The 18,515-nt window shown below is 44.4% G+C and carries 20 protein-coding genes; 12 read left to right on the top strand and 8 right to left on the bottom strand.

The genetic code is table 11. The features are described 5' to 3' along the window. Positions 1-70: 70 nt before the first annotated feature. The 7 genes from ACOJR9_RS08850 to ACOJR9_RS08820 all read left to right on the top strand — a co-directional run bounded on the left by ACOJR9_RS08850 (position 71) and on the right by ACOJR9_RS08820 (position 3,068). On the top strand, positions 71-268 hold the full coding sequence (locus ACOJR9_RS08850) for an addiction module protein (RefSeq protein WP_420935907.1): 198 nt from the start codon (positions 71-73) through the stop codon (positions 266-268). Further along, positions 268-747 carry a hypothetical protein gene (locus ACOJR9_RS08845; protein ID WP_420935906.1) on the top strand — a complete coding sequence of 160 codons (480 nt, stop codon included), beginning with the start codon at positions 268-270 and terminating at the stop codon, positions 745-747. The genes ACOJR9_RS08850 and ACOJR9_RS08845 overlap by 1 nt, the downstream gene beginning before the upstream one ends. A gap of 110 nt (positions 748-857) precedes the next feature. Further along, positions 858-1,301, top strand: coding sequence for an energy transducer TonB (locus tag ACOJR9_RS08840; protein WP_420935905.1), 444 nt, complete (start codon positions 858-860; stop codon positions 1,299-1,301). 173 nt (positions 1,302-1,474) lie between these two features. Continuing rightward, positions 1,475-1,708 carry a ribbon-helix-helix domain-containing protein gene (locus tag ACOJR9_RS08835; protein ID WP_420935904.1) on the top strand — a complete coding sequence of 78 codons (234 nt, stop codon included), beginning with the start codon at positions 1,475-1,477 and terminating at the stop codon, positions 1,706-1,708. After that, a complete protein-coding gene (locus ACOJR9_RS08830; RefSeq protein ID WP_420935903.1) occupies positions 1,695-1,958 on the top strand; it encodes a type II toxin-antitoxin system RelE family toxin in 264 nt (87 codons plus the stop codon). The genes ACOJR9_RS08835 and ACOJR9_RS08830 overlap by 14 nt, the downstream gene beginning before the upstream one ends. Beyond that, a complete protein-coding gene (locus tag ACOJR9_RS08825) occupies positions 1,939-2,184 on the top strand; it encodes a hypothetical protein (RefSeq protein WP_420935902.1) in 246 nt (81 codons plus the stop codon). The genes ACOJR9_RS08830 and ACOJR9_RS08825 overlap by 20 nt, the downstream gene beginning before the upstream one ends. 107 nt (positions 2,185-2,291) lie before the next feature. Further along, positions 2,292-3,068: a patatin-like phospholipase family protein gene (locus ACOJR9_RS08820; protein WP_420935901.1), complete on the top strand. Its 777-nt coding sequence runs from the start codon at positions 2,292-2,294 to the stop codon at positions 3,066-3,068. A gap of 182 nt (positions 3,069-3,250) precedes the next feature. Here ACOJR9_RS08820 and ACOJR9_RS08815 read toward each other — a convergent pair whose 3' ends face one another. The 4 genes from ACOJR9_RS08815 to ACOJR9_RS08800 are packed head-to-tail and all read right to left on the bottom strand — an operon-like array spanning position 3,251 to position 8,227. Beyond that, positions 3,251-5,383, bottom strand: coding sequence for a putative bifunctional diguanylate cyclase/phosphodiesterase (locus tag ACOJR9_RS08815; RefSeq protein ID WP_420935900.1), 2,133 nt, complete (start codon positions 5,381-5,383; stop codon positions 3,251-3,253). Positions 5,384-5,388: 5 nt separating this feature from the next. Next, entirely contained in the window at positions 5,389-5,880 is a 492-nt protein-coding gene (locus ACOJR9_RS08810; RefSeq protein ID WP_420935899.1) for a Rab family GTPase, read from the bottom strand. After that, positions 5,877-7,670 carry an OmpA family protein gene (locus tag ACOJR9_RS08805; protein WP_420935898.1) on the bottom strand — a complete coding sequence of 598 codons (1,794 nt, stop codon included), beginning with the start codon at positions 7,668-7,670 and terminating at the stop codon, positions 5,877-5,879. Before ACOJR9_RS08805 ends, ACOJR9_RS08810 begins: the two co-directional genes overlap by 4 nt. A gap of 11 nt (positions 7,671-7,681) precedes the next feature. Then, entirely contained in the window at positions 7,682-8,227 is a 546-nt protein-coding gene (locus tag ACOJR9_RS08800; RefSeq protein WP_420935897.1) for a hypothetical protein, read from the bottom strand. A gap of 840 nt (positions 8,228-9,067) precedes the next feature. Between ACOJR9_RS08800 and ACOJR9_RS08795 the strand changes: the two genes are divergently transcribed. The 3 genes from ACOJR9_RS08795 to ACOJR9_RS08785 all read left to right on the top strand — a co-directional run bounded on the left by ACOJR9_RS08795 (position 9,068) and on the right by ACOJR9_RS08785 (position 10,906). After that, on the top strand, positions 9,068-9,313 hold the full coding sequence (locus ACOJR9_RS08795; protein WP_420935896.1) for a superinfection immunity protein: 246 nt from the start codon (positions 9,068-9,070) through the stop codon (positions 9,311-9,313). Positions 9,314-9,317: 4 nt separating this feature from the next. After that, positions 9,318-9,647 (top strand): DUF1801 domain-containing protein, encoded by a 330-nt coding sequence (locus ACOJR9_RS08790; protein ID WP_420935895.1) that lies wholly within the window; start codon positions 9,318-9,320, stop codon positions 9,645-9,647. An 89-nt stretch (positions 9,648-9,736) separates the two neighbouring features. Further along, entirely contained in the window at positions 9,737-10,906 is a 1,170-nt protein-coding gene (locus ACOJR9_RS08785; protein ID WP_420935894.1) for an iron-containing alcohol dehydrogenase, read from the top strand. 43 nt (positions 10,907-10,949) lie between these two features. Here the strand turns inward: ACOJR9_RS08785 and ACOJR9_RS08780 are convergent, their stop codons facing one another. From ACOJR9_RS08780 to ACOJR9_RS08765, 4 genes are all read right to left on the bottom strand, one after another. Continuing rightward, the gene (locus ACOJR9_RS08780) at positions 10,950-11,411 is read right to left on the bottom strand and encodes a YaiI/YqxD family protein (protein WP_420935893.1); all 462 of its coding nucleotides are present in this window, start codon (positions 11,409-11,411) and stop codon (positions 10,950-10,952) included. Between the two features lie 48 nt (positions 11,412-11,459). After that, positions 11,460-12,221 (bottom strand): SDR family oxidoreductase, encoded by a 762-nt coding sequence (locus ACOJR9_RS08775; protein WP_420935892.1) that lies wholly within the window; start codon positions 12,219-12,221, stop codon positions 11,460-11,462. Between the two features lie 49 nt (positions 12,222-12,270). After that, positions 12,271-13,038 (bottom strand): SDR family NAD(P)-dependent oxidoreductase, encoded by a 768-nt coding sequence (locus ACOJR9_RS08770; protein ID WP_420935891.1) that lies wholly within the window; start codon positions 13,036-13,038, stop codon positions 12,271-12,273. 76 nt (positions 13,039-13,114) lie between these two features. Continuing rightward, entirely contained in the window at positions 13,115-14,917 is a 1,803-nt protein-coding gene (locus ACOJR9_RS08765) for an acyl-CoA dehydrogenase (protein ID WP_420935890.1), read from the bottom strand. A 150-nt stretch (positions 14,918-15,067) separates the two neighbouring features. On the opposite strand from ACOJR9_RS08765, the gene ACOJR9_RS08760 reads away from it, so the two are divergent. Both ACOJR9_RS08760 and ACOJR9_RS08755 read left to right on the top strand, forming a co-directional pair. Further along, positions 15,068-16,057 carry a GlxA family transcriptional regulator gene (locus ACOJR9_RS08760; RefSeq protein ID WP_420935889.1) on the top strand — a complete coding sequence of 330 codons (990 nt, stop codon included), beginning with the start codon at positions 15,068-15,070 and terminating at the stop codon, positions 16,055-16,057. A 162-nt stretch (positions 16,058-16,219) separates the two neighbouring features. Next, positions 16,220-18,502, top strand: a complete 2,283-nt coding sequence (locus tag ACOJR9_RS08755) for a TonB-dependent receptor (RefSeq protein ID WP_420935888.1) — start codon at positions 16,220-16,222, stop codon at positions 18,500-18,502. Positions 18,503-18,515: the final 13 nt, after the last annotated feature.

The following is an 18,515-nucleotide window of genomic DNA, read 5'->3' as shown; positions in this document are numbered from 1 at the left end:
ACGAAATCGAAATGCCTTTTGTCTAATGAACAATTATACTTGTAGCACTAGATATATTAGGAGACCTGCTGTGAAAATAGAGAACCTCTCAGCTATAGAAAAAGTTGAACTCGCCCAGAGGATTTGGGACTCAGTAGCTGCTGAACAAGATTCTATTGAATTATCAAAAGAGCAAGCTGAGCTTCTTAACGATAGAATAAAATCCTTCGAAGCTGACCAAGACTTTGGTTCCAGTTGGAGTGACGTTAAGAGCAGAATCACTGGCTAATGAGATTTATTTTATCTATCAGGCCGGAAGCAGAAGAAGATATCAAAGAGGCAGCTAAACAGCCGCCAAAATCACTCCGTCGGTTAATACGGTGTTGGGTGCTAAAAGGAAAAATCATGAAATCATGGAATGAATTAACTAATTTACAGCGAGCAGTTATCGGCATCGCAATGGTTGTTGCGGCGGCAGTTTTGCCAAAGATAGCCTTCTTAGTTCAATTAGGCGGTGTGGAAGTCGCATTTGCTCTCGTTTTTGCTAGCCTAACTCCCATCATTTCTTGGTTCTCAACACAATACCAAGCAATTAAAGAATGCTTACAAACCTCAGTAGTAGCTTTTAGGCATAGTGCATCTGCTAAACCTTGCGCCTTCTTCGTTCAAGCTTCTTTTTGTGCCGTCGCACTTCTATTTACAAGTTCGGGCTTATTGGCTTTTTACTTTTTTATGCCTAGTATGCTGCTAAATGGGGTCTTGGCGTGAGCGCACCTAACAATCAAATGTTGGGGACACAAACACACTGGCTCTGTTTCTCATTGTAGCCTACCCGTTTGTGCTGCCAAATTCAGGCGTTAGACCTTACAAGGATGAATATGAAACGATTACTTTTTTCGACTACCGCTACAATATTTTTAGCATCATGTGCGACCTATGAAGCACCTACTTTAAGCACTTCAGAAACCTTAGACTTCACTTCTAGCAAAGTAGCGGCGGAAGAATATTGGATACCCGCAAAATTAGTAACGCCTAAATATCCAGTATCAATCGCTAAAGACAAAGTTGCTGGGTGCTCCCGCTTCAAAATATCTATCAATAGTGACGGTAAGACTGTAAACGCAGAATTAATCGAAGCTTATCCAACAGATGCGTTTATTGCTCCATCTGTTGCCGCGGTCAAGAAATGGGCTTGGAAACCCACCAGTAAAAATAAAGAAAGGGTAGAAATAACTAGAATGGTTCAACTAGATTTCTATATTCCTGATGCTAAAAATTATGCTCAAGCAAAAGGGTATTGCGCTGTAAAAACTCAGTTCTAGCCCAATAAACACACTCACTTCGTTCGCTGAGACGCAACAGATGCGAGGCTTCGCCATTATTGCACACGTGTTTGCGCGCCCTATTTGGAAGTTAAGTACTTTTGAGTGAAAATTAGTCCAACTAACATTTTAACGCTATAATGTTTTAACGTTACTTAAGTGGGGACTTATTCATGAGTACTTTATCAAAACGATCAACCGTCTATTTCGAGCCAGCAATTCATAATGCTCTGAAACTGCGGGCAGCATCATCAAATACCTCAATATCAGAACTGATTGATGAAGCAGTGAGACTTCTTATGAGAGAAGATCAAGAAGACTTGGCTGCGGTAAGACTAAGGGCCAAAGAGCCCGAAATTTCCTATGAGGACTTACTAAACAGTTTGGAAGCTGATGGAAAAATATAGCGTCACTTTCAAGAAGTCAGTAACAAAAGATTTTAAGGCAATTCCCAAATCGGACGTTAAGAACATCCTCGCCAAAATTCATTTATTAGCTGAAAACCCCCGAAGAGATGGAGCAATTAAGCTTAGTGGACAAGACTTGTATCGTTTCCGGCAAGGTCTTTATAGAATCATTTATGAAATCCGAGAAAACGAGCTTGTGGTTCAGGTGATAAAGGTCGGGCATCGCTCTGATGTTTATAAACGTACCTAAAAAACTCAATCAAATGACTTATGCAATGCGCTTTAACCTTGGTGTTATCATGAAATACTTTACCAAGGTATTAATATTGCTTCAGGTAGAGGTAGGAAGATTTACACTGAGCGAGCTGCTGGTTTCTTTTGATTTAGGTTTTAAACAACCAAACGCTGATAAAATCTCGATTGATCATTTACTAAATAGTAGCGCAGCCTTTGCTGATACCTTTGTGGCCGAATAATTCTCATAGAAAAGTTGTATACCTTTCATATATTATGCAATGTGCTTGGATACGGGTACACTACATAAACATTTTGTTAAACCAGCGATTAATGGCAAGTAAAGTTTATGGATGTGGTGACACGGGATAAGAGTAAAGCACTTTTTGGCATGGCCTTAAGTGGAGGGGGAGTCCGGGGCTTCGCGCATATTGGCGTGTACAAAGCGATGCTGGAAAGGGGCATAAAGCCGGAGATTATTGCAGGCTCAAGTATGGGAGCGTTAATTGGTGCTCTTATTGCAACCGGCTACTCACCAGAGGAACTCATTAAAATTGCCAATAATAGCACCAAAGCCAGATTATTTGTACCACAACTGCCCAGACTGGGTATTTCATCGCACGGTCCGATTAGAAAGTTGCTTACAGAGCTTATCCCTGAAACGTTCGATAAGCTTTTGATCCCACTTCATGTGTCTACAACAAACTTAAATACTGGTGAAAACACAATGTGGTCTGACGGTAATCTAATTGATGCCGTCATGGCCTCAACTTGTATTCCGGTTGCCTTTGTTCCGGTTGAAATCAATGGCATGCAATACGTCGATGGAGGCCTATCCAGAAATATGCCTGCCGCCGCGATTCGCGATAACTGTGTGACACTAATCGGGTCTCATGCCAACTATATCGACACCTCGGCTAAGCTTGAATCACTGACAGCAATTATGGAGCGCTGCTTTCGGATTGCGATACACAATACAGTACGCGATGATATGCAACTGTGTGACCTGTACATCAACCCACCTGAAATCAGGCATTTCAGTACGCTTAAGTTCGATCATATCAACGACATTATCGAGCTTGGGTACACAACATGTAAAACACAACTTGAGCAGCTGCACAATTAAAAAACGATGTTAGAACGCCACGCCCTCTTCGATTGCTAACACTGTTTTGCAGAAAATGGCACTTAAATATTCTGTTAACACGAGCACAGTCCAATATCAGCAAGATAACTAAGGCCCAGTCCACTTTTGAGTAGGTTGTCTGGAAATTGTGCCCGCAAGCTAAGCGAAACGCTATAGTCGTATTAACCGACTTTACTTTTCAATAGTTCGCAGAAGTCATCAAAGGGTAACGGCTTGCTAAATAAGTAACCCTGAGCGGTATCGCATTGATTCGCCAACAAAAAATCGACTTGCTGCTGATTTTCAACACCTTCGGCAATCACATCTAACTTAAGGCTTCGTGCCATACCAATAATCGCCAATACCAGTGCGCGAGCACTGTCATTGGTATCAACATCATGTACAAACGAGCGATCAATCTTAAGGTTATCAATTGGCAATTTCTGTAAATAACTAAGCGAACTGTAACCGGTGCCAAAGTCATCGATAGACGTTGACATCCCAAGTTCACGGACCCGGTTCAGCAGGCGTTCCGCTTTTTCAAAGCTGTCAATTAGCACCCCTTCAGTTAATTCCAACTCAAAGTTTTGCGGCGGCATACCGCTGGAATGCAGAACCTCGGCTACAAAGTCAAACAAGTAGCGATCGGCGATTTGACGTGGGGATAGATTGACCGAAATTTTTAACGCCGGATTAATTGCTTGAATGGTTTTGAACATTTCTGCAGCGCGATGAATAACCCATTTACCAATCGGTACTATTAACCCTGTCTGCTCGGCCAGTGGAATAAACTGATCGGGACTGATCAGAGAGCCATCCGCCAGACGCCACCTAATCAACGCCTCAGCTTTGGTTATGACACCAGAATGCAGATTCACAATCGGCTGCAAGTACAATTCAAACTGTTGATTTTCAATCGCATTACGTAGCGAGTGCTGTAATTCTATTCGACGTAATGACGCGTCTTTTAGCGCTTTAGAATAAAATCGAATGTTATTTTTATTATCACGCTTAGCATCGAACATTGCTAAATCCGCGAATTTCATCAAGTCCTCGGCATTCGAAGCATCAGATGGAAAATGTGCTGCTCCAATTCCCAGCAATACCTGCACTTTAGCGTCAGTTTCTGTGTAAAGCGGCATTTCCAATGCATCAATCAATAGCTGGGCAAAAGTAGTGCACGTTGGTTGGTCGTAGCTGCCATTAAAAATCACGCCAAACTCATTGCCGCCAATTCTGGCACACATATGATCCGAGTGAACCACGCGACGCAAACGGGCGGCCAAATCTCTCAGAACCCTATCCCCGCGCTGATGACCGTATAATTCATTGATTTGTTTAAAATCACGGATATCAAGATATAACACGAAAAAAGGCTGTCCGTTATTAATCAGCCTTTCCAGACTCTGCCAAAAACTCTGACGATTGGCTAAACCGGTGACCGTATCAGACAAAACCAGTTTTTCATTTCGTTCAACTAGGTACTTAATACGGGTAATATCACTGACATTGAACACCCAATTTCGCACCTTTTTGTCCTTATCCTTTATCGGATATAGTGCCAGATGAAGCCACTTACTGATAAAGGGCGCTTTATACCAAAATAATTCACCGCCCCAGCGGGACTGAGTATTTATGATCCGCTCATGTTCGGCACATTGCTGCCTGAACAGCAACAGTATAATATCCAGCGGCGTTGCAACGTCTTGTCTATCTTTTTCGTTAGGATCGAGTTCAAACAAGCAGTATGCATGGGCATTTTCAGTTATGGCCATTAACTCAGGGCTCGCAATCACCACGCCAAAGCTGGCCTCTTCAATGGTCTGAGAAAACGAATCGTTGCCAGCCTTTAAATCCTGATTATGCAGTAAAGTCTGCTCTAGCCGGTCGTGAATATAGTCGTATTCAGCAACTTGCTTATCACTGAAAATGAGTGATTCGCGGGCGCTTTGCAGGGTTTGCTGTTTACGTTGATATTCCGACTCTAGGTTATGGATGACCAAAAACGCATTTCCGTTAAAAACAGCGGCAGTTGCCTCAAGTCGCAGTTGCCCTTCATCATATTGTTCACTCCACAGTCCAGACATTAACTTTTGGTCGCTGCCCGACTGCCATAGCTCCTCGGCATCCATAAGAAAATCGTCTAAAAATGCACAGTCCCCCCTAAAGGTGAACTCGTCGGTACCCGCTGCTTCGGGCAGTAACTTAATCAGCCAGTCGTCGTTGGAATATTCTATTGAAAAGCGCTTCTGCGCTAAGCGCTTTAGTATGGCGCAGTCGACAATCCCGAGCGCTTGAAATAATGAATTCTGCATAGCAGCTATTGCACCGATTGTTGAGCGATAAACGCAAACATTTCTTCTACCTGAAAACCTGTCTTGGCGCTGGTGTTGAAAACACCGGTAAAATCACTGGATTCGATTTCAAACTTCTGCTCGCTCGCTTGCCAACTGGGTATCAAATCGGTCTTATTGATGACTAATATCGTGGGGGCTGGCGTCACCTTACGTATCTTTTTTAAGATATTTATACCATCGGTCAGGCTTTGTGGCCGAGTTTGATCTACGACGACAGCGCACGCAGCTGTCCCACGAAGATAGCGGGGCTGAAAACCGCAGTAACGGTCTATACCTTCTAAATCCCAAATCAAAAGCTGAACCAATTCATGGTCCAGTTGCACCAGCTTTTTATCGATCTTTACGCCAATAGAGGTCAAGTATTTTTCAGAAAAAATGCCTTCAATATATTGTCTGATTAAACTTGTTTTACCTACACCTGAAGCGCCCAGCAAACAAATTTTTTTTTGTATCATTGATCCTGCTGTCCCTGTGTTTGCTCACTATCAATTTCAATTACACTAAAAATAACTTTGCGAATACCTGCTCCGGATGACTTCATTTCTATCACCCCTAGTCCAATGGCATGTAAAAAAGCAGGTTCAACGCTCCGTCTTGCTAAGTATTCACGTACAGAGTCAGCCCGCTGTTTGCTCAACTTCTGATTAAAAACTGCTGAACCAGAGGAATCACTCGCTCCCATAATGATTATTCCGATATTGATCTTAAGTTGCTGGGATAGTTGAATCGCTGCTTTTATCTGGCCAGCGAGAGTGTCTAATTGTACTCTGACCGACTCTGTCAACGCACTCTCACCCGGCTCAAACTGAATCTCGGTGCGATTAATTTTGGCAGCATTACTGTCGAACATCGCTTTTAAAACTTCAGGGCTATCATCGCGAAGACCCTGCTCCATCGTCGTATTGACACCGGCAAGAAGCGTATTGATATCTGGCACGCCTGGCACCGCAAGTAATTCCCTACTCAATGCCAAGCGATTGACCTGACTTAAGCTCCCTCTAAGAGCTAGACGGTAGTCGTCATCCATAATTGAGATGCCCGAATAACGCTCAGTAACCCTGCGGATCCGGCTTAGTACCAATTCATCCTCCAGCGATAAATAGGGTTTTTCAGTCACGTTGACTAACTGCGTGTCGATGCCTTTGGCTTTAAGCCACGAAACTATGGACGTGGCATTGGGGTCACGCAATACCGACAGGTTGATTGCCCGCCAACCCGTTTTTTTTATTTCGTGAACAATAATACCCGGCTCTTTATCTAACGTCCTGATACGATCTAGAAACTCATTGTGCTGATAAGAGTTAATCGCCCACGCTAACAAGAGCCCAGCAACTAATACCAGCAATATGATGGCCAAATACGGCTTTTTGTTATGTTTGCTGGCCTCACCTCGCTGTTGCGCTATCAGGCCTTCACGCAACAATTGCGACGTTGACTCAAATGACGCTACGTCACCGCTAAAATGAGTAATCTCATTGGAAAATAAATGATGAACAGACTCATTAATTTGTTCAAATTTGTTGGATAGGGCTTGGGGAATACTTCCCTTTACCGTTGCAACTAACAATAACTTCGGCCCGCGCTTAATAACAAGGGTTAGCCCCGCGGTTTTTATGACCTCGAGGTGTTGTGCATTCTCGTCGTGAAGATCCGGTTGTTGGAACGAATCCGTCACAAAGTCGTTGATTGCAGTCAACATCGCCGACATAAGATCACTATCGGTTGCGCCAGAATCAAGGGCCACGGAATTCAGCAAAATGCCCGTCTCACTGTGGATCAGTAAAATTTGCTCAACCCGATAAGCAAAAGTTTGGCTAATCACATATTCCGAAAAGCTAATGCCTGAGTGCCATGCCTTATAGCGCCATACTAGCCCTTTGAGGGTCAGGCTGTTTTCCAGCAACTCATTGGTTTTATCAAGAAACTCTCTTAGAAAAGCCGTTACCGATTTGCGTACTAAGCGCCCCACTAGTGGATAAATATAACTAACGAACTCTTCGCTGTTGCGCTTGACTGCAGTCTCTACCGACTTGCTTACTAATGGCGTTAACACCTGGTTGAATCGATCATCTGTAGCCTGGCGGTCATGAATAGCCTCTACCAGTACATCGCTAACTACTTCACGCGCATTCGCCCGCATTACGGTTGTTATATGTTCACCACTCTCCCCCAATATAATCTTTCTTAACTCGTCCATTGGGTGGTCGTCGTCAGCGGGTGTGGTGTGGGTTGGGTTGCTAGCCATCAGACGGAACGTTATTGTTCATCAGTTTCGAGATTTATCGCCATTGTGGCAAGAAGCCTGGCCAGCGTTTTGCGATCGGTTTTACTGGAGCTAAGTTCATACGTGACTTGTTCAAGCTTCTCGAGGGCCTGAGCAAAGCGAGCGTCATATTTTTCAGTGAGTGCCTGCACTGCACTATCCAGTCGCTGTTGCAGTTCGTCGTGCTCTTGTTTTTGGTTGGCTTCCGACAGTTCCAGTTCCGATGCCAGACGCTCGGCGTAATTCTGAATTTCATTGGTTTTATCATCGTATTGTTTGTCGACTGATGAAACCTGCTGATACACTGCATCAATACCTTTATGCATTTCATCACTGAGCGCTTTAAGCTCGCGCCGTGATGTATCGTCAGATTGCGCAAAACGCTTCAACATTTTTTGTTCAAGAGCCGCGAGACGTTCGTCAATATCTGCCTGGGCGGCACCAAATAAAATTTGACGAAGGGTAGATAATTCTGACGCTTCGCCAGAACCTGAAATCGTCTCGACGTCTGAGGTGTGTGGTTGTTTTTTACCCGACATTAGCTGTTCTCTAATTCCATCATTGATCTATAACGCTTGGCACTAATATTCCGTAGCTTACTGCCTGCCAAGTCACATTTTCTTCATGTTTACTTTTTAACCACATTCAGTTTATGCAACTTTTGTTTTGTTTACCACATTTAACCGCGTCATAGTGTCAGCCGATAGGTAGTCATTTATAAAACTCGGTACGTCTCACTCAAACAACGTAAACGCAGTACAGAGGCAAGCCGTATAGCCAATAATCGATAAATAGGAGGATTCCAAGCGTATGTGCATTAGGAGTAAGTAGAAATCTGAGTATTGAATATCTCGCTTTTAACAACTTCCGCAGCGCGCCACATCAACTGCAAATGCAAGCGCTGCACACCTAGAAAGAACTATTAGAACACGCTTACCTTCTTTTCAATACATTGGAACAAGTACGATATCGAAGGAGGACTTTTCAGTTTCTTTGTCCTGCCCTGATAAACTATTTCCAAAGGCACATAATGCCCTAAAACCCACACCCCGTTAAATAGAGTCAGTGTGGGCAAAGTCTCCATTTATTACAGTGAAGCATGCGGCGGCATATTGTTAGAAAATAATACTCAGAATCACTTTAAAAACCCTCAAGATAAAAGAGGCGATGTTTTAGCTAAGCATTTAAGCCAGTTTCACTGTGAGTTGGTGTCAATGGAAAAGACTGTTTGCCTGCGCATCGTGCGTCCATCACGCCTCCCCTAACAAATAATTTTTTTCTGTGTAATAAAGTCTTCAAGTTAAAGACTACTTAGTTTGAAAGCTGAATTTTACAGCTTATGTCATAAACTTTGAGCTAATTTTAAGGGCAGAAAAAGAATGGAATATATCAACACAGTTTTGGAAAGCGGCAACTACGCATTTATAGGGTTTGTCATTCTTGGCGTAATTGTATTGTGGTTTCTCCCAGCCATGCTAGCCCTTATTTTTAATAGAAAACACTTTAAATATATAGTGCTAGCATGCATTCCTGCCGGCTTTTCTGTTATTGCATGGGTAGGTGTTTTAATTTGGGCAACTACAGGAAAAGTGTTTTCCAAACACGCCCATCAACTAAACGAGTAACTCAATGGAAAACAATAGCGCGTTAGATCTAGTTTCACTTGCCAATGAACTTGAAGCATTTATTCATGTTTGCGTGCCGGATAGTAAAACAGTGAGTAAATACGGCGGCACTTTGTTTACGCTAAAGCCAGATGAAAAAGAGGGGCAGTTTTGCGGTGTTTTTATTTACTTGGCGCATGTTCAGCTGTCATTCAGTCATGGCACTCAACTAGTAGATGAACGCAATATGTTATGCGGAAACGGAAAATATAGGCGACATATTAATTTTAAGCGCGTAGATGACATTGACTACCCTTACATCAAAGGGCTTTTATGCCAAGCATCCGCATTTTAACGTCAATACCAAAGTCGTCAGTGTGCTGCCACACAATGTTATGATACTGTTAACAGCATATTAAATGTAACGTTTTTGAGTGAGCACACATGACTGTAGATATACATTTGCCAAGCATTATGAAAGTGGGTGGAGGCGCTATTTCACAGCTAAAGGATATACTTGCTACCTTGGGTGTAAAACGGCCATGTATTATTGCCGACCCAATAATGGTGACTCTAGGCAAAGTGGAAAGTATAACGTCATCGCTTTCAGCTTATGCCAACGACATCCAGGTTTTTAGTGACGTAATGCCCGAGCCAGACGACAAGTCTATCGATGGAGCGGTAGCTTTAGTAAAACAGCAGCAGTGTGATGGCTTAATTGCACTGGGTGGTGGTAGCGCAATTGATAGCGCCAAGGCCATAGCACTTTTGGCAACCCACGGCGGGCACATGAGAGACTACAAAGTACCCCGTGTAGTTTCAGAGCGAAGCATCCCGATTATCGCCATTCCAACCACAGCAGGTACAGGGTCTGAGTGTACGCGAGTGACTGTGATCAGCGACTCACAATCTGCCGAGAAAATGCTGTGTATGGGCCCGGGGTTAATGCCTAAAGCGGCCATACTAGACTATGAACTTACACTGTCAGTACCTTATCGGGTAGCCGCAGATACGGGGTTAGATGCTCTTACCCACGCAATTGAAGCTTATGTAAGTAAAAAATCCAACCCGTTTAGCGACCAACAGGCCATTGCCGCCATGCGATTGATAGCCCCACACCTTATTGCTGCATGCAAAAAACCTGAGGATATTAAAGCCAAAGAGGCCATGATGCTAGGCGCAAGTTTGGCTGGCTTAGCATTCTCTAACGCGTCAGTTGCATTGGTACATGGTATGAGCAGACCGCTTGGCGTGCACTTTCATGTACCCCACGGTATGAGTAACGCAATGCTTCTGCCTTTGGTAACCGCGTATTCGCTATCGGGAAGTCCATCTAAATATGCTGAGGTTGCCCATCACTTAGGCTTAACTGGCCAGCCAAGTAGCACTGGTTCTTACGAAGATGCCCATGAAAAGCTGATCGACTTTTTGCACCATTTAAATCGTGAGCTTGACGTTCCTACAATGTCTTCATTTGGCATCGAAAAAGCGCCCTACGACAACATAATCGAGCTGATGGCGAAACAAGCGCTGGCTTCCGGATCACCGGCTAATAACCCTACAGTGCCTAAGTCTGAAGAACTAGAGCAGCTTTACCGCGAAGCGTATGCTTAGCACCTCCCGATAGTCACAATAGATGTGATAACGGGCAGCGAAATTAGTTTTTTGCTGCTTTAATACCCTGCATAAGCAGTCTATCCAGTGCGTTGGCGAAGTTTTGCTTATCGCGCTGAGAAAACGCTTTTGGGCCGCCCGTGTGCTCACCGCTAGAACGCATGGTATCCATAAAATCGCGCATTGTTAGCGCTGCGCGTATTGATGATTTATCAAATTCATCCCCACGGGTATTCACCGCACTCGCACCTTTAGCCAGTATATCTGCGGCCAGCGGAATATCGTTGGTAATCGCTAAATCACCCGCTTCAATTTTTTCGACAATATAGTCATCTGCCGCATCAAAACCTGAGGGAACTACGGTGAGTGTGATGTGCTTGTCGAGTGGTACCGACATTGAATGATTGGCAACTAAAGATAAAGGCAGCCCAGTGCGTCGGGCTGCCTTAAATAAGATTTCTTTAATTGCACCGGGACACGCGTCTGCGTCTACCCATATATGCATTGTGTCACCTTAATACGCTTTTTAAGCGCTTATTCGTAATTTATATCCTTACGCAAGCATACCACCATCAACCACCACTGTCGTGCCTGTGGTGTAGCTAGACGCATCAGAAACAAGGTATAACACGGTGCCAGCCATTTCATCAGGGTCGGCCACTCTGCCAAGCGGGATCACTTTAAGTGCATGCTTTAAAATTTGATCGTTAGACGTCAGCGCAGAAGCAAACTTCGTATCGGTTAAGCCAGGTAATAATGCATTTACGCGAATATTTAAGCTGCCGCATTCTTTCGCGAATGACTTCGTCATGCTTATTACTGCTGCTTTAGTAATAGAGTAAATACCCTGCATGTCACCCGGTGTTACACCATTCACCGAGGCCGTATTTAATATTACGCCACCGCCCTGCAGTTTCATCATTTTGCCCGCTTCAATAGACATGAAGAAATAGCCGCGAATGTTAACGTCTACGGTTTTGTTGTAGGCGCCGAGGTCGGTGTCTAGGATATGGCCGAAGTAGGGGTTTGCCGCCGCATTATTCACCAAAATGTCTAGCTTTCCGAAGTCTTGCTTAATAGTGGCAAATGTTTCAGTAATTTGCTCCATTTCGCCCACATGACAGGCCAATGCTGTTGCTTTACCGCCTGCATCGCGAATTGATGATGCTACCGCTTCGCAACCGTCTATTTTGCGGCTTGAAACAATAACGTGAGCGCCATACTGAGCTAGCAAACGTGCAATAGACTCGCCAATACCACGGCTTGCGCCTGTTACAAGTGCTACTTTTCCTGTTAAATCGAATAAATTTTTCATGGTTATAATCCTTATTCAGTGTTCTTTGCTGTATTTTTCTGTCTTGCCTTTAAGCTAGCATACCGCCATCAAGTACGACTGATTGGCCTGTCATAAACGACGATTCATCGCTACATAACCACGCAATAGCATTGGCAATTTCTTCTGGTTTACCCAAGCGCTTCATTGGATTTGCGCCCACTAAGCCTTTCTGACCGCGTTCGTCGAGTTTAGACAGAACGCCTTGTACCATAGGAGTATCAACAAAGCTTGGGCACACTGCATTAATGCGAATGTTTGCTCGGGCATACTCTACAGCGGCCGACTTGGTAAGGCCGATAACACCGTGCTTCGACGCGCTATAGGCGCTGATCATGGGCGCAGAGCGAAGGCCAGCAACAGAGGCTATGTTAATAATGTGGCCGCCGCCGTTTGCCGTCATATGCTTAAGGGCATTTTTCATGCAATACCACACGCCGGCGAGGTTAACCTGAATATTTTTCATAAACATGGCATCGTCTACCTCGGTGAGAGGCGCAGGAAAGTGATCGATACCTGCATTGTTAATCACCACGTCTACTTTTTCGTGCTGTGAATACGCCGTTTCGAACATGGCTTTAACTTGCGCAGGGTCAGTTACGTCTACTGCAACTGCGTAGGCTTTACCGCCAGCCTGGCAAAGCGCTTCAGCCAGGGCTTTGGCATTGTCTAGATTTAAATCTGCTACCCCAACCAGTGCCCCTCGCTCGCACAATACTTTTGCAGATGCCGCCCCAATTCCAGAGCCTCCACCCGTAATTAAAATATGTTTATCTTGTACATTTGCCGCTACGTTCATGCATTTTGCTCCACGTTTTATTCGCGATACTTGTGCTTCACTGCATTAATTGGTTGTGAAGCACATTCTAGTTTTCTCAGAAATAGGCTGCTTTTACGCTATCGCAGGTTGTGTCATGTGAAGACAATACGTCGATGTCTCTTTGCACTAGCGGTAATTCCCAGTTTAAAAAGTATTCCGCGGCGGCAAGCTTGCCTTCATAAAAATCTACGTCTTGGCCTTTAGCCCCTTGAGTTAACGCCTGCTCTGCCACATTGGCTTGGCGCAACCAAATCCAGCTAACCACACAACTAGAAAACACGTTAAGGAAGCAGCTTGCGTTAGTGAGTAGTACCGACTGTTTGTCTGAACGCAAGTCGCCAGCCGCTTGCTGGATTAACTCCCCTAGCTTATCGAGGTAAGGCTTAAGTTTTTTAGCAATGGCTTGAGCACGGGGTGTTTCCGCTCGCTTCATATCACCGGTTACGCGAGAAAGAAGCACTTGAAGGCCTTTTCCTTCATGTTGCCATAGCTTTCTGCCAAGCAGATCGAGAGCCTGAATGCCGTTCGTTCCCTCATGGATAGGGTTTAAACGGTTATCACGCCAGCACTGCTCTACTGGATATTCACGGGTGTACCCTGCGCCACCTAATACTTGTATGGCCAAGTCATTGGCTTTAGGGCCAAACTCTGACGGCCAAGCTTTAAATACAGGTGTCAGCAAATCGAGCAGTTGAGAAAGCTCGGTACGCTTGGCTTCATCTTGTTCTGTTTCAAGCTCGTCTATCAACATGCTGCCGTAAAGGCAAAGAGACATACCACCTTCGCAATACGACTTTTGCGCTAGCAACATACGGCGAACATCGCCATGATTAATGATTGGCGTTGGATCATCTTCAGGCGCCAAGTTCGGAGCAGCACGGCCTTGGGTTCTGTCTTTTGCATAATCGAGAGAGTACCGATATCCGCGATAGCCAATCATGGCAGCACCATAGCCAACCCCAATTCGCGCTTCGTTCATCATCATGAACATATAGCGCAAGCCTTGATGAGGTTCGCCAATTAAATAGCCGTGACAATCATCGTTATCACCAAACGTAAGCGCCGTTGATGTAGTGCCGCGATAACCCATTTTATGGATTAGGCCAGCGAGTGACACATCATTTCGCTCACTCGGGTTGCCCTCTGCGTCTAATCGAAACTTAGGCACTGCGATAAGTGAAATCCCTTTGACACCAGCAGGGCCACCAGGAATTTTTGCCAGTACAAGGTGAACAATGTTGTCTGAAAGTTCGTGTTCACCGCCTGATATATAAATTTTACTGCCTTTTACCCGATAGCTACCGTCTTCTTGAGGCTTCGCTGTGGTGCGGATGTCTGCAAGTGCAGAGCCTGCATGGGGTTCTGTCAACGCCATCGTGCCAGTAAAATCACCGGTGAGCATTTTAGGTAAAAACGCATTTTTGATATCGTCTGAGGCAAAATGCTTAATTACGTTTGCCGCTGCCGCGGTTAAGAACGGGTACGATGTGGTTGATGGGTTTGCCGCGAGGAAATAACCGGCACACGCATTCATTACGGTAACAGGGAGCTGCATACCGCCGTCTTCATAATCAAAATGTCCGGCGATAAAGCCCGATTCTCTGTAGGTATCAAAGGCCACTTTGACATCGTCAATCATGGTGACTTTTTTGCCGTCAAACGTAGGCTCGTTTTTATCTGCAATAGCGTTATGGGGAAGAAAAAGTTCTTCCGCCATTTTTTCTGCCATGTCGACTACAGCATTAAATGTTTCTACGTTATGATCTTCAAAGCGTGCTTTTGAACAAAGTGCTTCTGTGTCTAGCACTTCGTATAACTGAAACTGCATTTCTCTACGGGGAATAATTTGATCGGCCATGTTCATCTCCACGAATAATTGTTAATGCATTGTGTCATATTCGTTATCGTGCCATTATTGTCATTAATGACACAATAATGGTCAAAACAGCCATCAATCATTTAAACTAATTAAATATCATAAGTCGCATTATCTTCATGAATGAGTTGTATGAATAACGCCCCGTTTACCGTCACCGTTTTTGGTTTTAATCACGCCCTCGCCTCGGCGATTACCGGGGCACTTGATGTATTCGCTTTTGCGGGAATTAGTTGGCAGCGAATTCACAACCTGCCCACTTCACAGAAGTTTAAGGTTCAGCTTGCGAGCGCCCATGGACAGCCTTTTCATTGTTCAAATCAGCTTACTCTCACTCCAAATATTGCCATAGAAGATGTGAGTCATACCGATATATTGCTTATCCCCACTATAGGTGGGGATATTGACGCCGTACTTACTGAAAATCAGTCACAGCTGGTGCATATAAAACGCTTACAAAAAATAGGCGCTGATATTGCGGCTAACTGCACCGGCACCTTTTTATTAGCAGAGACGGGCTTACTCGATAATAAAGTAGCAACCACCCATTGGGGCTACGCCGATAAGTTTACACAGCGATATCACAACGTAGATTTACAACCTGAAAAAATGGTGACGGAGCAGGATAATATTTATTGTGCGGGTGGCGGTATGGCGTGGATAGATTTAGCGATCTTGCTTATAGAAAGATACTGCGGCCATCAGATTGCCAGCGACACCGCAAAATCCCACGTTCTCGATTTCTCTAGAACCAATCAAACTGCCTATGCAAGCAGTCGGCAACGCCGTTTTCATTCTGATGAAGATATTATGGCGGTACAGTCATTTATAGAAGAGCATCTCGCCGACACGATTTCTGTGAGTGCGTTAGCAACTACCCATAACATGACCGAGCGCACATTAACTAGGCGTTTCAAGCTTGCCTGCGGCACAACGCCTGGGCAATATCTTCAATCGTTGAGAATAGAGCAGGCTCGCAAGCTATTAGAAACCACCGCAATTTCTTTGGAGAAGATTATTAATGCTGTGGGTTACGAAGATTTAAGCTCTTTTACCCGTTTATTTAAAAAAATCACGGGCCTTTCGCCCTCCCAGTATAGGGCCAAGTTTAAGCGTAATTAGCCGCTTTATTCTGCTTTATCTATGTGTAAATTACTGGTAATTTCGCTAAAAACTACAGCATTTTCTTATTAATTTAGGTAAACTCGCGCTCGCTGCGTAAATACAAAAACAACAAGCGCACAACACTACAAAGCAACTGACACAATCATCTTGGTGAAAAAAATGAGTTCATATAAAATCGCTTCATTGGCGTTAGCTGTTAGCGCAGCTTTCAGTGCTTCGGCACTTGGTCAAGAAACTACTACGACTGAAAAAAAAGAATCAGCACTTGAAAAGATTACTGTAACTGCGCAAAAACGCACGCAGTCTATTCAGGAAGTTCCTATCTCAATATCCACTCTCAGTGGCGAACAATTTGAGAGCCTCTTCTCAGGTGGCGGTGATATTCTTGAATTAGCAACACGCGTACCTGGCCTCTATGCAGAATCATCAAACGGTCGTGTTGCCCCGCGTTTTTACATTCGCGGTCTTGGTAATACCGACTTCGACTTAGCAGCATCTCAGCCTGTTGCAATCATGATGGATGGGGTTGTTAAAGAAAACGTAATCCTTAAGAGCTTCCCACTTTTCGACGTATCGCAAGTTGAGGTACTTCGCGGGCCACAAGGGACGCTTTTCGGCCGAAACACCACAGCAGGTATCGTTAAGTTTGAGTCAAACAAGCCTACTCAAGATTTTGAAGCGTTCACTGAAGTAAGTGTGGGTAACTTGGGTACATTCAACGCAGAAGCAGCGATAGGCGGTGGCCTCACTGATGAATTGTCAGGTCGTTTTTCAGTACTTTCTCAAAACAGAGATAACTGGATTGATAATGGTTTTACAGGCGAATCAGATTCACTGGGCGAATATGAAGAGTTAGCTTGGCGAGGTCAGCTTTTATGGGAACCAACTAGCTTCGATATGACTGCGTTACTTTCTGTTCACGGCCGAGACCTTGATGGCACATCAACGATATTCAGAGGTAATGCACTTACTACTGGCTCGAATGAATTCAATCAAAACTACGATCGCGATACAGTTTACTATGATGGTGGGGCTGGAAATCGTCAGAAATATACAAATGAAGGCATCTCACTAACGCTAGACTTCTTCTTAAAAGACGGTATGACTCTTACGTCAATCACATCATACGAACAAGCAGATGGTAGCAGTCGTGGTGATGTCGATGGTGGCGCGATTGCCCCACAAGGTACTGAGATTCCTGGCGGAATCACTTCTGCTGACTACCTTGCAGACTCAGACTTTGATGGTATTGGTGATACACCAGTCACATCATTCCCTGGTTTTATACCTTTTGCTTCTGACACAACAGACCTTCTTGATAATCTTCAACAGGTCACGCAAGAACTTCGATTAGCAAGCAGTGATAAAGGTAACTTTACTTGGCAAACAGGTGTTTTCCTATTTGAATCAGAATTTGACGTTACGACTGACCCAGGTTTTACTATTGCTACAGTAACTCATGAGAGTTCATTGTGGGCTATATTTGGTCAAGCTGAATATAAAGTTTCTGATGCTACTACGCTTGTTGCAGGTATCCGGTACACCGACGACGAAAAGACGCTAATTGACACCAATGGTACTGCATCTGTGCCTTTTGCTCCCATTACGGTTGATGATCAACGAATCAGCGGTGACTTAAGCCTTAATCACAAATTAAACAGTGAAGTGAGTGTGTATGCTCGTTACGCCCATGGCTTCCGTGGCCCTTCCATTCAGGGAAGAGATGTAGCGTTTGGGTCTGCACCATCTGTAGCTGAATCAGAAGTGATGGATTCTTTCGAGATTGGTTTTAAAGCAGATCTACTCGACGACACTTTGCGCTTCAATGGTTCCGTTTACTATTATAGTATCGACGATATGCAGTTTACTGCAATTGGCGGTACAGATAACCTGACTCAACTTATCAATGCTGATAAAGGCACTGGTAAAGGATTTGAATTTGACGTTAAGTGGCTGGCAACTGATAATATTTTGTTGACGGCAGGCTACAGCTTTAACGACACGGAAATTGACGATCCGAACCTACGCGTTGCACCTTGTGGCTCAGGCCAGTGTACTGTCACTGATGAGCTTGTCGGTGGCTTAGCCGTAGTTGACGGCAACCCATTCCCACAAGCACCTGAGCAAACATTTGTATTCACAGCGCGATACTCAATCCCAATGGGCGATTCCGGTGAGCTCTTTGCCTTTACTGATTGGGCATGGCAAGGCCAAACAAATATCTTCCTTTATGACGCTATTGAATTCCAAACAGACAGTCAATTTGAGGGTGGTCTTCGTTTAGGGTATGAGAATTTTGACCATGAGTACACCGTGGCTTTATTTGGTCGAAACATCACTGATGAAGAGAACCTTCGAGGAGCAATCGACTTTAACAACTTGACTGCTATCGATAACCAGCCTCGTGTTTTCGGTATCGAATTCAGAAAAAGTTTTTACTAAAACCTTATTTCGC

The sequence above is a fragment of the Alteromonas ulvae genome (assembly GCF_048987005.1).
Taxonomy (GTDB): Bacteria; Pseudomonadota; Gammaproteobacteria; order Enterobacterales; family Alteromonadaceae; genus Alteromonas.
The sequence above is the reverse complement of the archived record's forward strand: the minus strand, read 5'-3'. Positions and strand labels throughout refer to the sequence as shown.

What these genes read in the sequence shown, in the direction of transcription:
- ACOJR9_RS08845 (WP_420935906.1), top strand. Translation starts at nt 268, where the DNA reads ATGAGATTTATTTTATCTATCAGGCCGGAAGCAGAAGAAGATATCAAA.
- ACOJR9_RS08840 (WP_420935905.1), top strand. Translation starts at nt 858, where the DNA reads ATGAAACGATTACTTTTTTCGACTACCGCTACAATATTTTTAGCATCA.
- ACOJR9_RS08835 (WP_420935904.1), top strand. Translation starts at nt 1,475, where the DNA reads ATGAGTACTTTATCAAAACGATCAACCGTCTATTTCGAGCCAGCAATT.
- ACOJR9_RS08830 (WP_420935903.1), top strand. Translation starts at nt 1,695, where the DNA reads ATGGAAAAATATAGCGTCACTTTCAAGAAGTCAGTAACAAAAGATTTT.
- ACOJR9_RS08825 (WP_420935902.1), top strand. Translation starts at nt 1,939, where the DNA reads ATGTTTATAAACGTACCTAAAAAACTCAATCAAATGACTTATGCAATG.
- ACOJR9_RS08820 (WP_420935901.1), top strand. Translation starts at nt 2,292, where the DNA reads ATGGATGTGGTGACACGGGATAAGAGTAAAGCACTTTTTGGCATGGCC.
- ACOJR9_RS08815 (WP_420935900.1), bottom strand. Translation starts at nt 5,383, where the DNA reads ATGCAGAATTCATTATTTCAAGCGCTCGGGATTGTCGACTGCGCCATA.
- ACOJR9_RS08810 (WP_420935899.1), bottom strand. Translation starts at nt 5,880, where the DNA reads ATGATACAAAAAAAAATTTGTTTGCTGGGCGCTTCAGGTGTAGGTAAA.
- ACOJR9_RS08805 (WP_420935898.1), bottom strand. Translation starts at nt 7,670, where the DNA reads ATGGCTAGCAACCCAACCCACACCACACCCGCTGACGACGACCACCCA.
- ACOJR9_RS08800 (WP_420935897.1), bottom strand. Translation starts at nt 8,227, where the DNA reads ATGTCGGGTAAAAAACAACCACACACCTCAGACGTCGAGACGATTTCA.
- ACOJR9_RS08795 (WP_420935896.1), top strand. Translation starts at nt 9,068, where the DNA reads ATGGAATATATCAACACAGTTTTGGAAAGCGGCAACTACGCATTTATA.
- ACOJR9_RS08790 (WP_420935895.1), top strand. Translation starts at nt 9,318, where the DNA reads ATGGAAAACAATAGCGCGTTAGATCTAGTTTCACTTGCCAATGAACTT.
- ACOJR9_RS08785 (WP_420935894.1), top strand. Translation starts at nt 9,737, where the DNA reads ATGACTGTAGATATACATTTGCCAAGCATTATGAAAGTGGGTGGAGGC.
- ACOJR9_RS08780 (WP_420935893.1), bottom strand. Translation starts at nt 11,411, where the DNA reads ATGCATATATGGGTAGACGCAGACGCGTGTCCCGGTGCAATTAAAGAA.
- ACOJR9_RS08775 (WP_420935892.1), bottom strand. Translation starts at nt 12,221, where the DNA reads ATGAAAAATTTATTCGATTTAACAGGAAAAGTAGCACTTGTAACAGGC.
- ACOJR9_RS08770 (WP_420935891.1), bottom strand. Translation starts at nt 13,038, where the DNA reads ATGAACGTAGCGGCAAATGTACAAGATAAACATATTTTAATTACGGGT.
- ACOJR9_RS08765 (WP_420935890.1), bottom strand. Translation starts at nt 14,917, where the DNA reads ATGGCCGATCAAATTATTCCCCGTAGAGAAATGCAGTTTCAGTTATAC.
- ACOJR9_RS08760 (WP_420935889.1), top strand. Translation starts at nt 15,068, where the DNA reads ATGAATAACGCCCCGTTTACCGTCACCGTTTTTGGTTTTAATCACGCC.
- ACOJR9_RS08755 (WP_420935888.1), top strand. Translation starts at nt 16,220, where the DNA reads ATGAGTTCATATAAAATCGCTTCATTGGCGTTAGCTGTTAGCGCAGCT.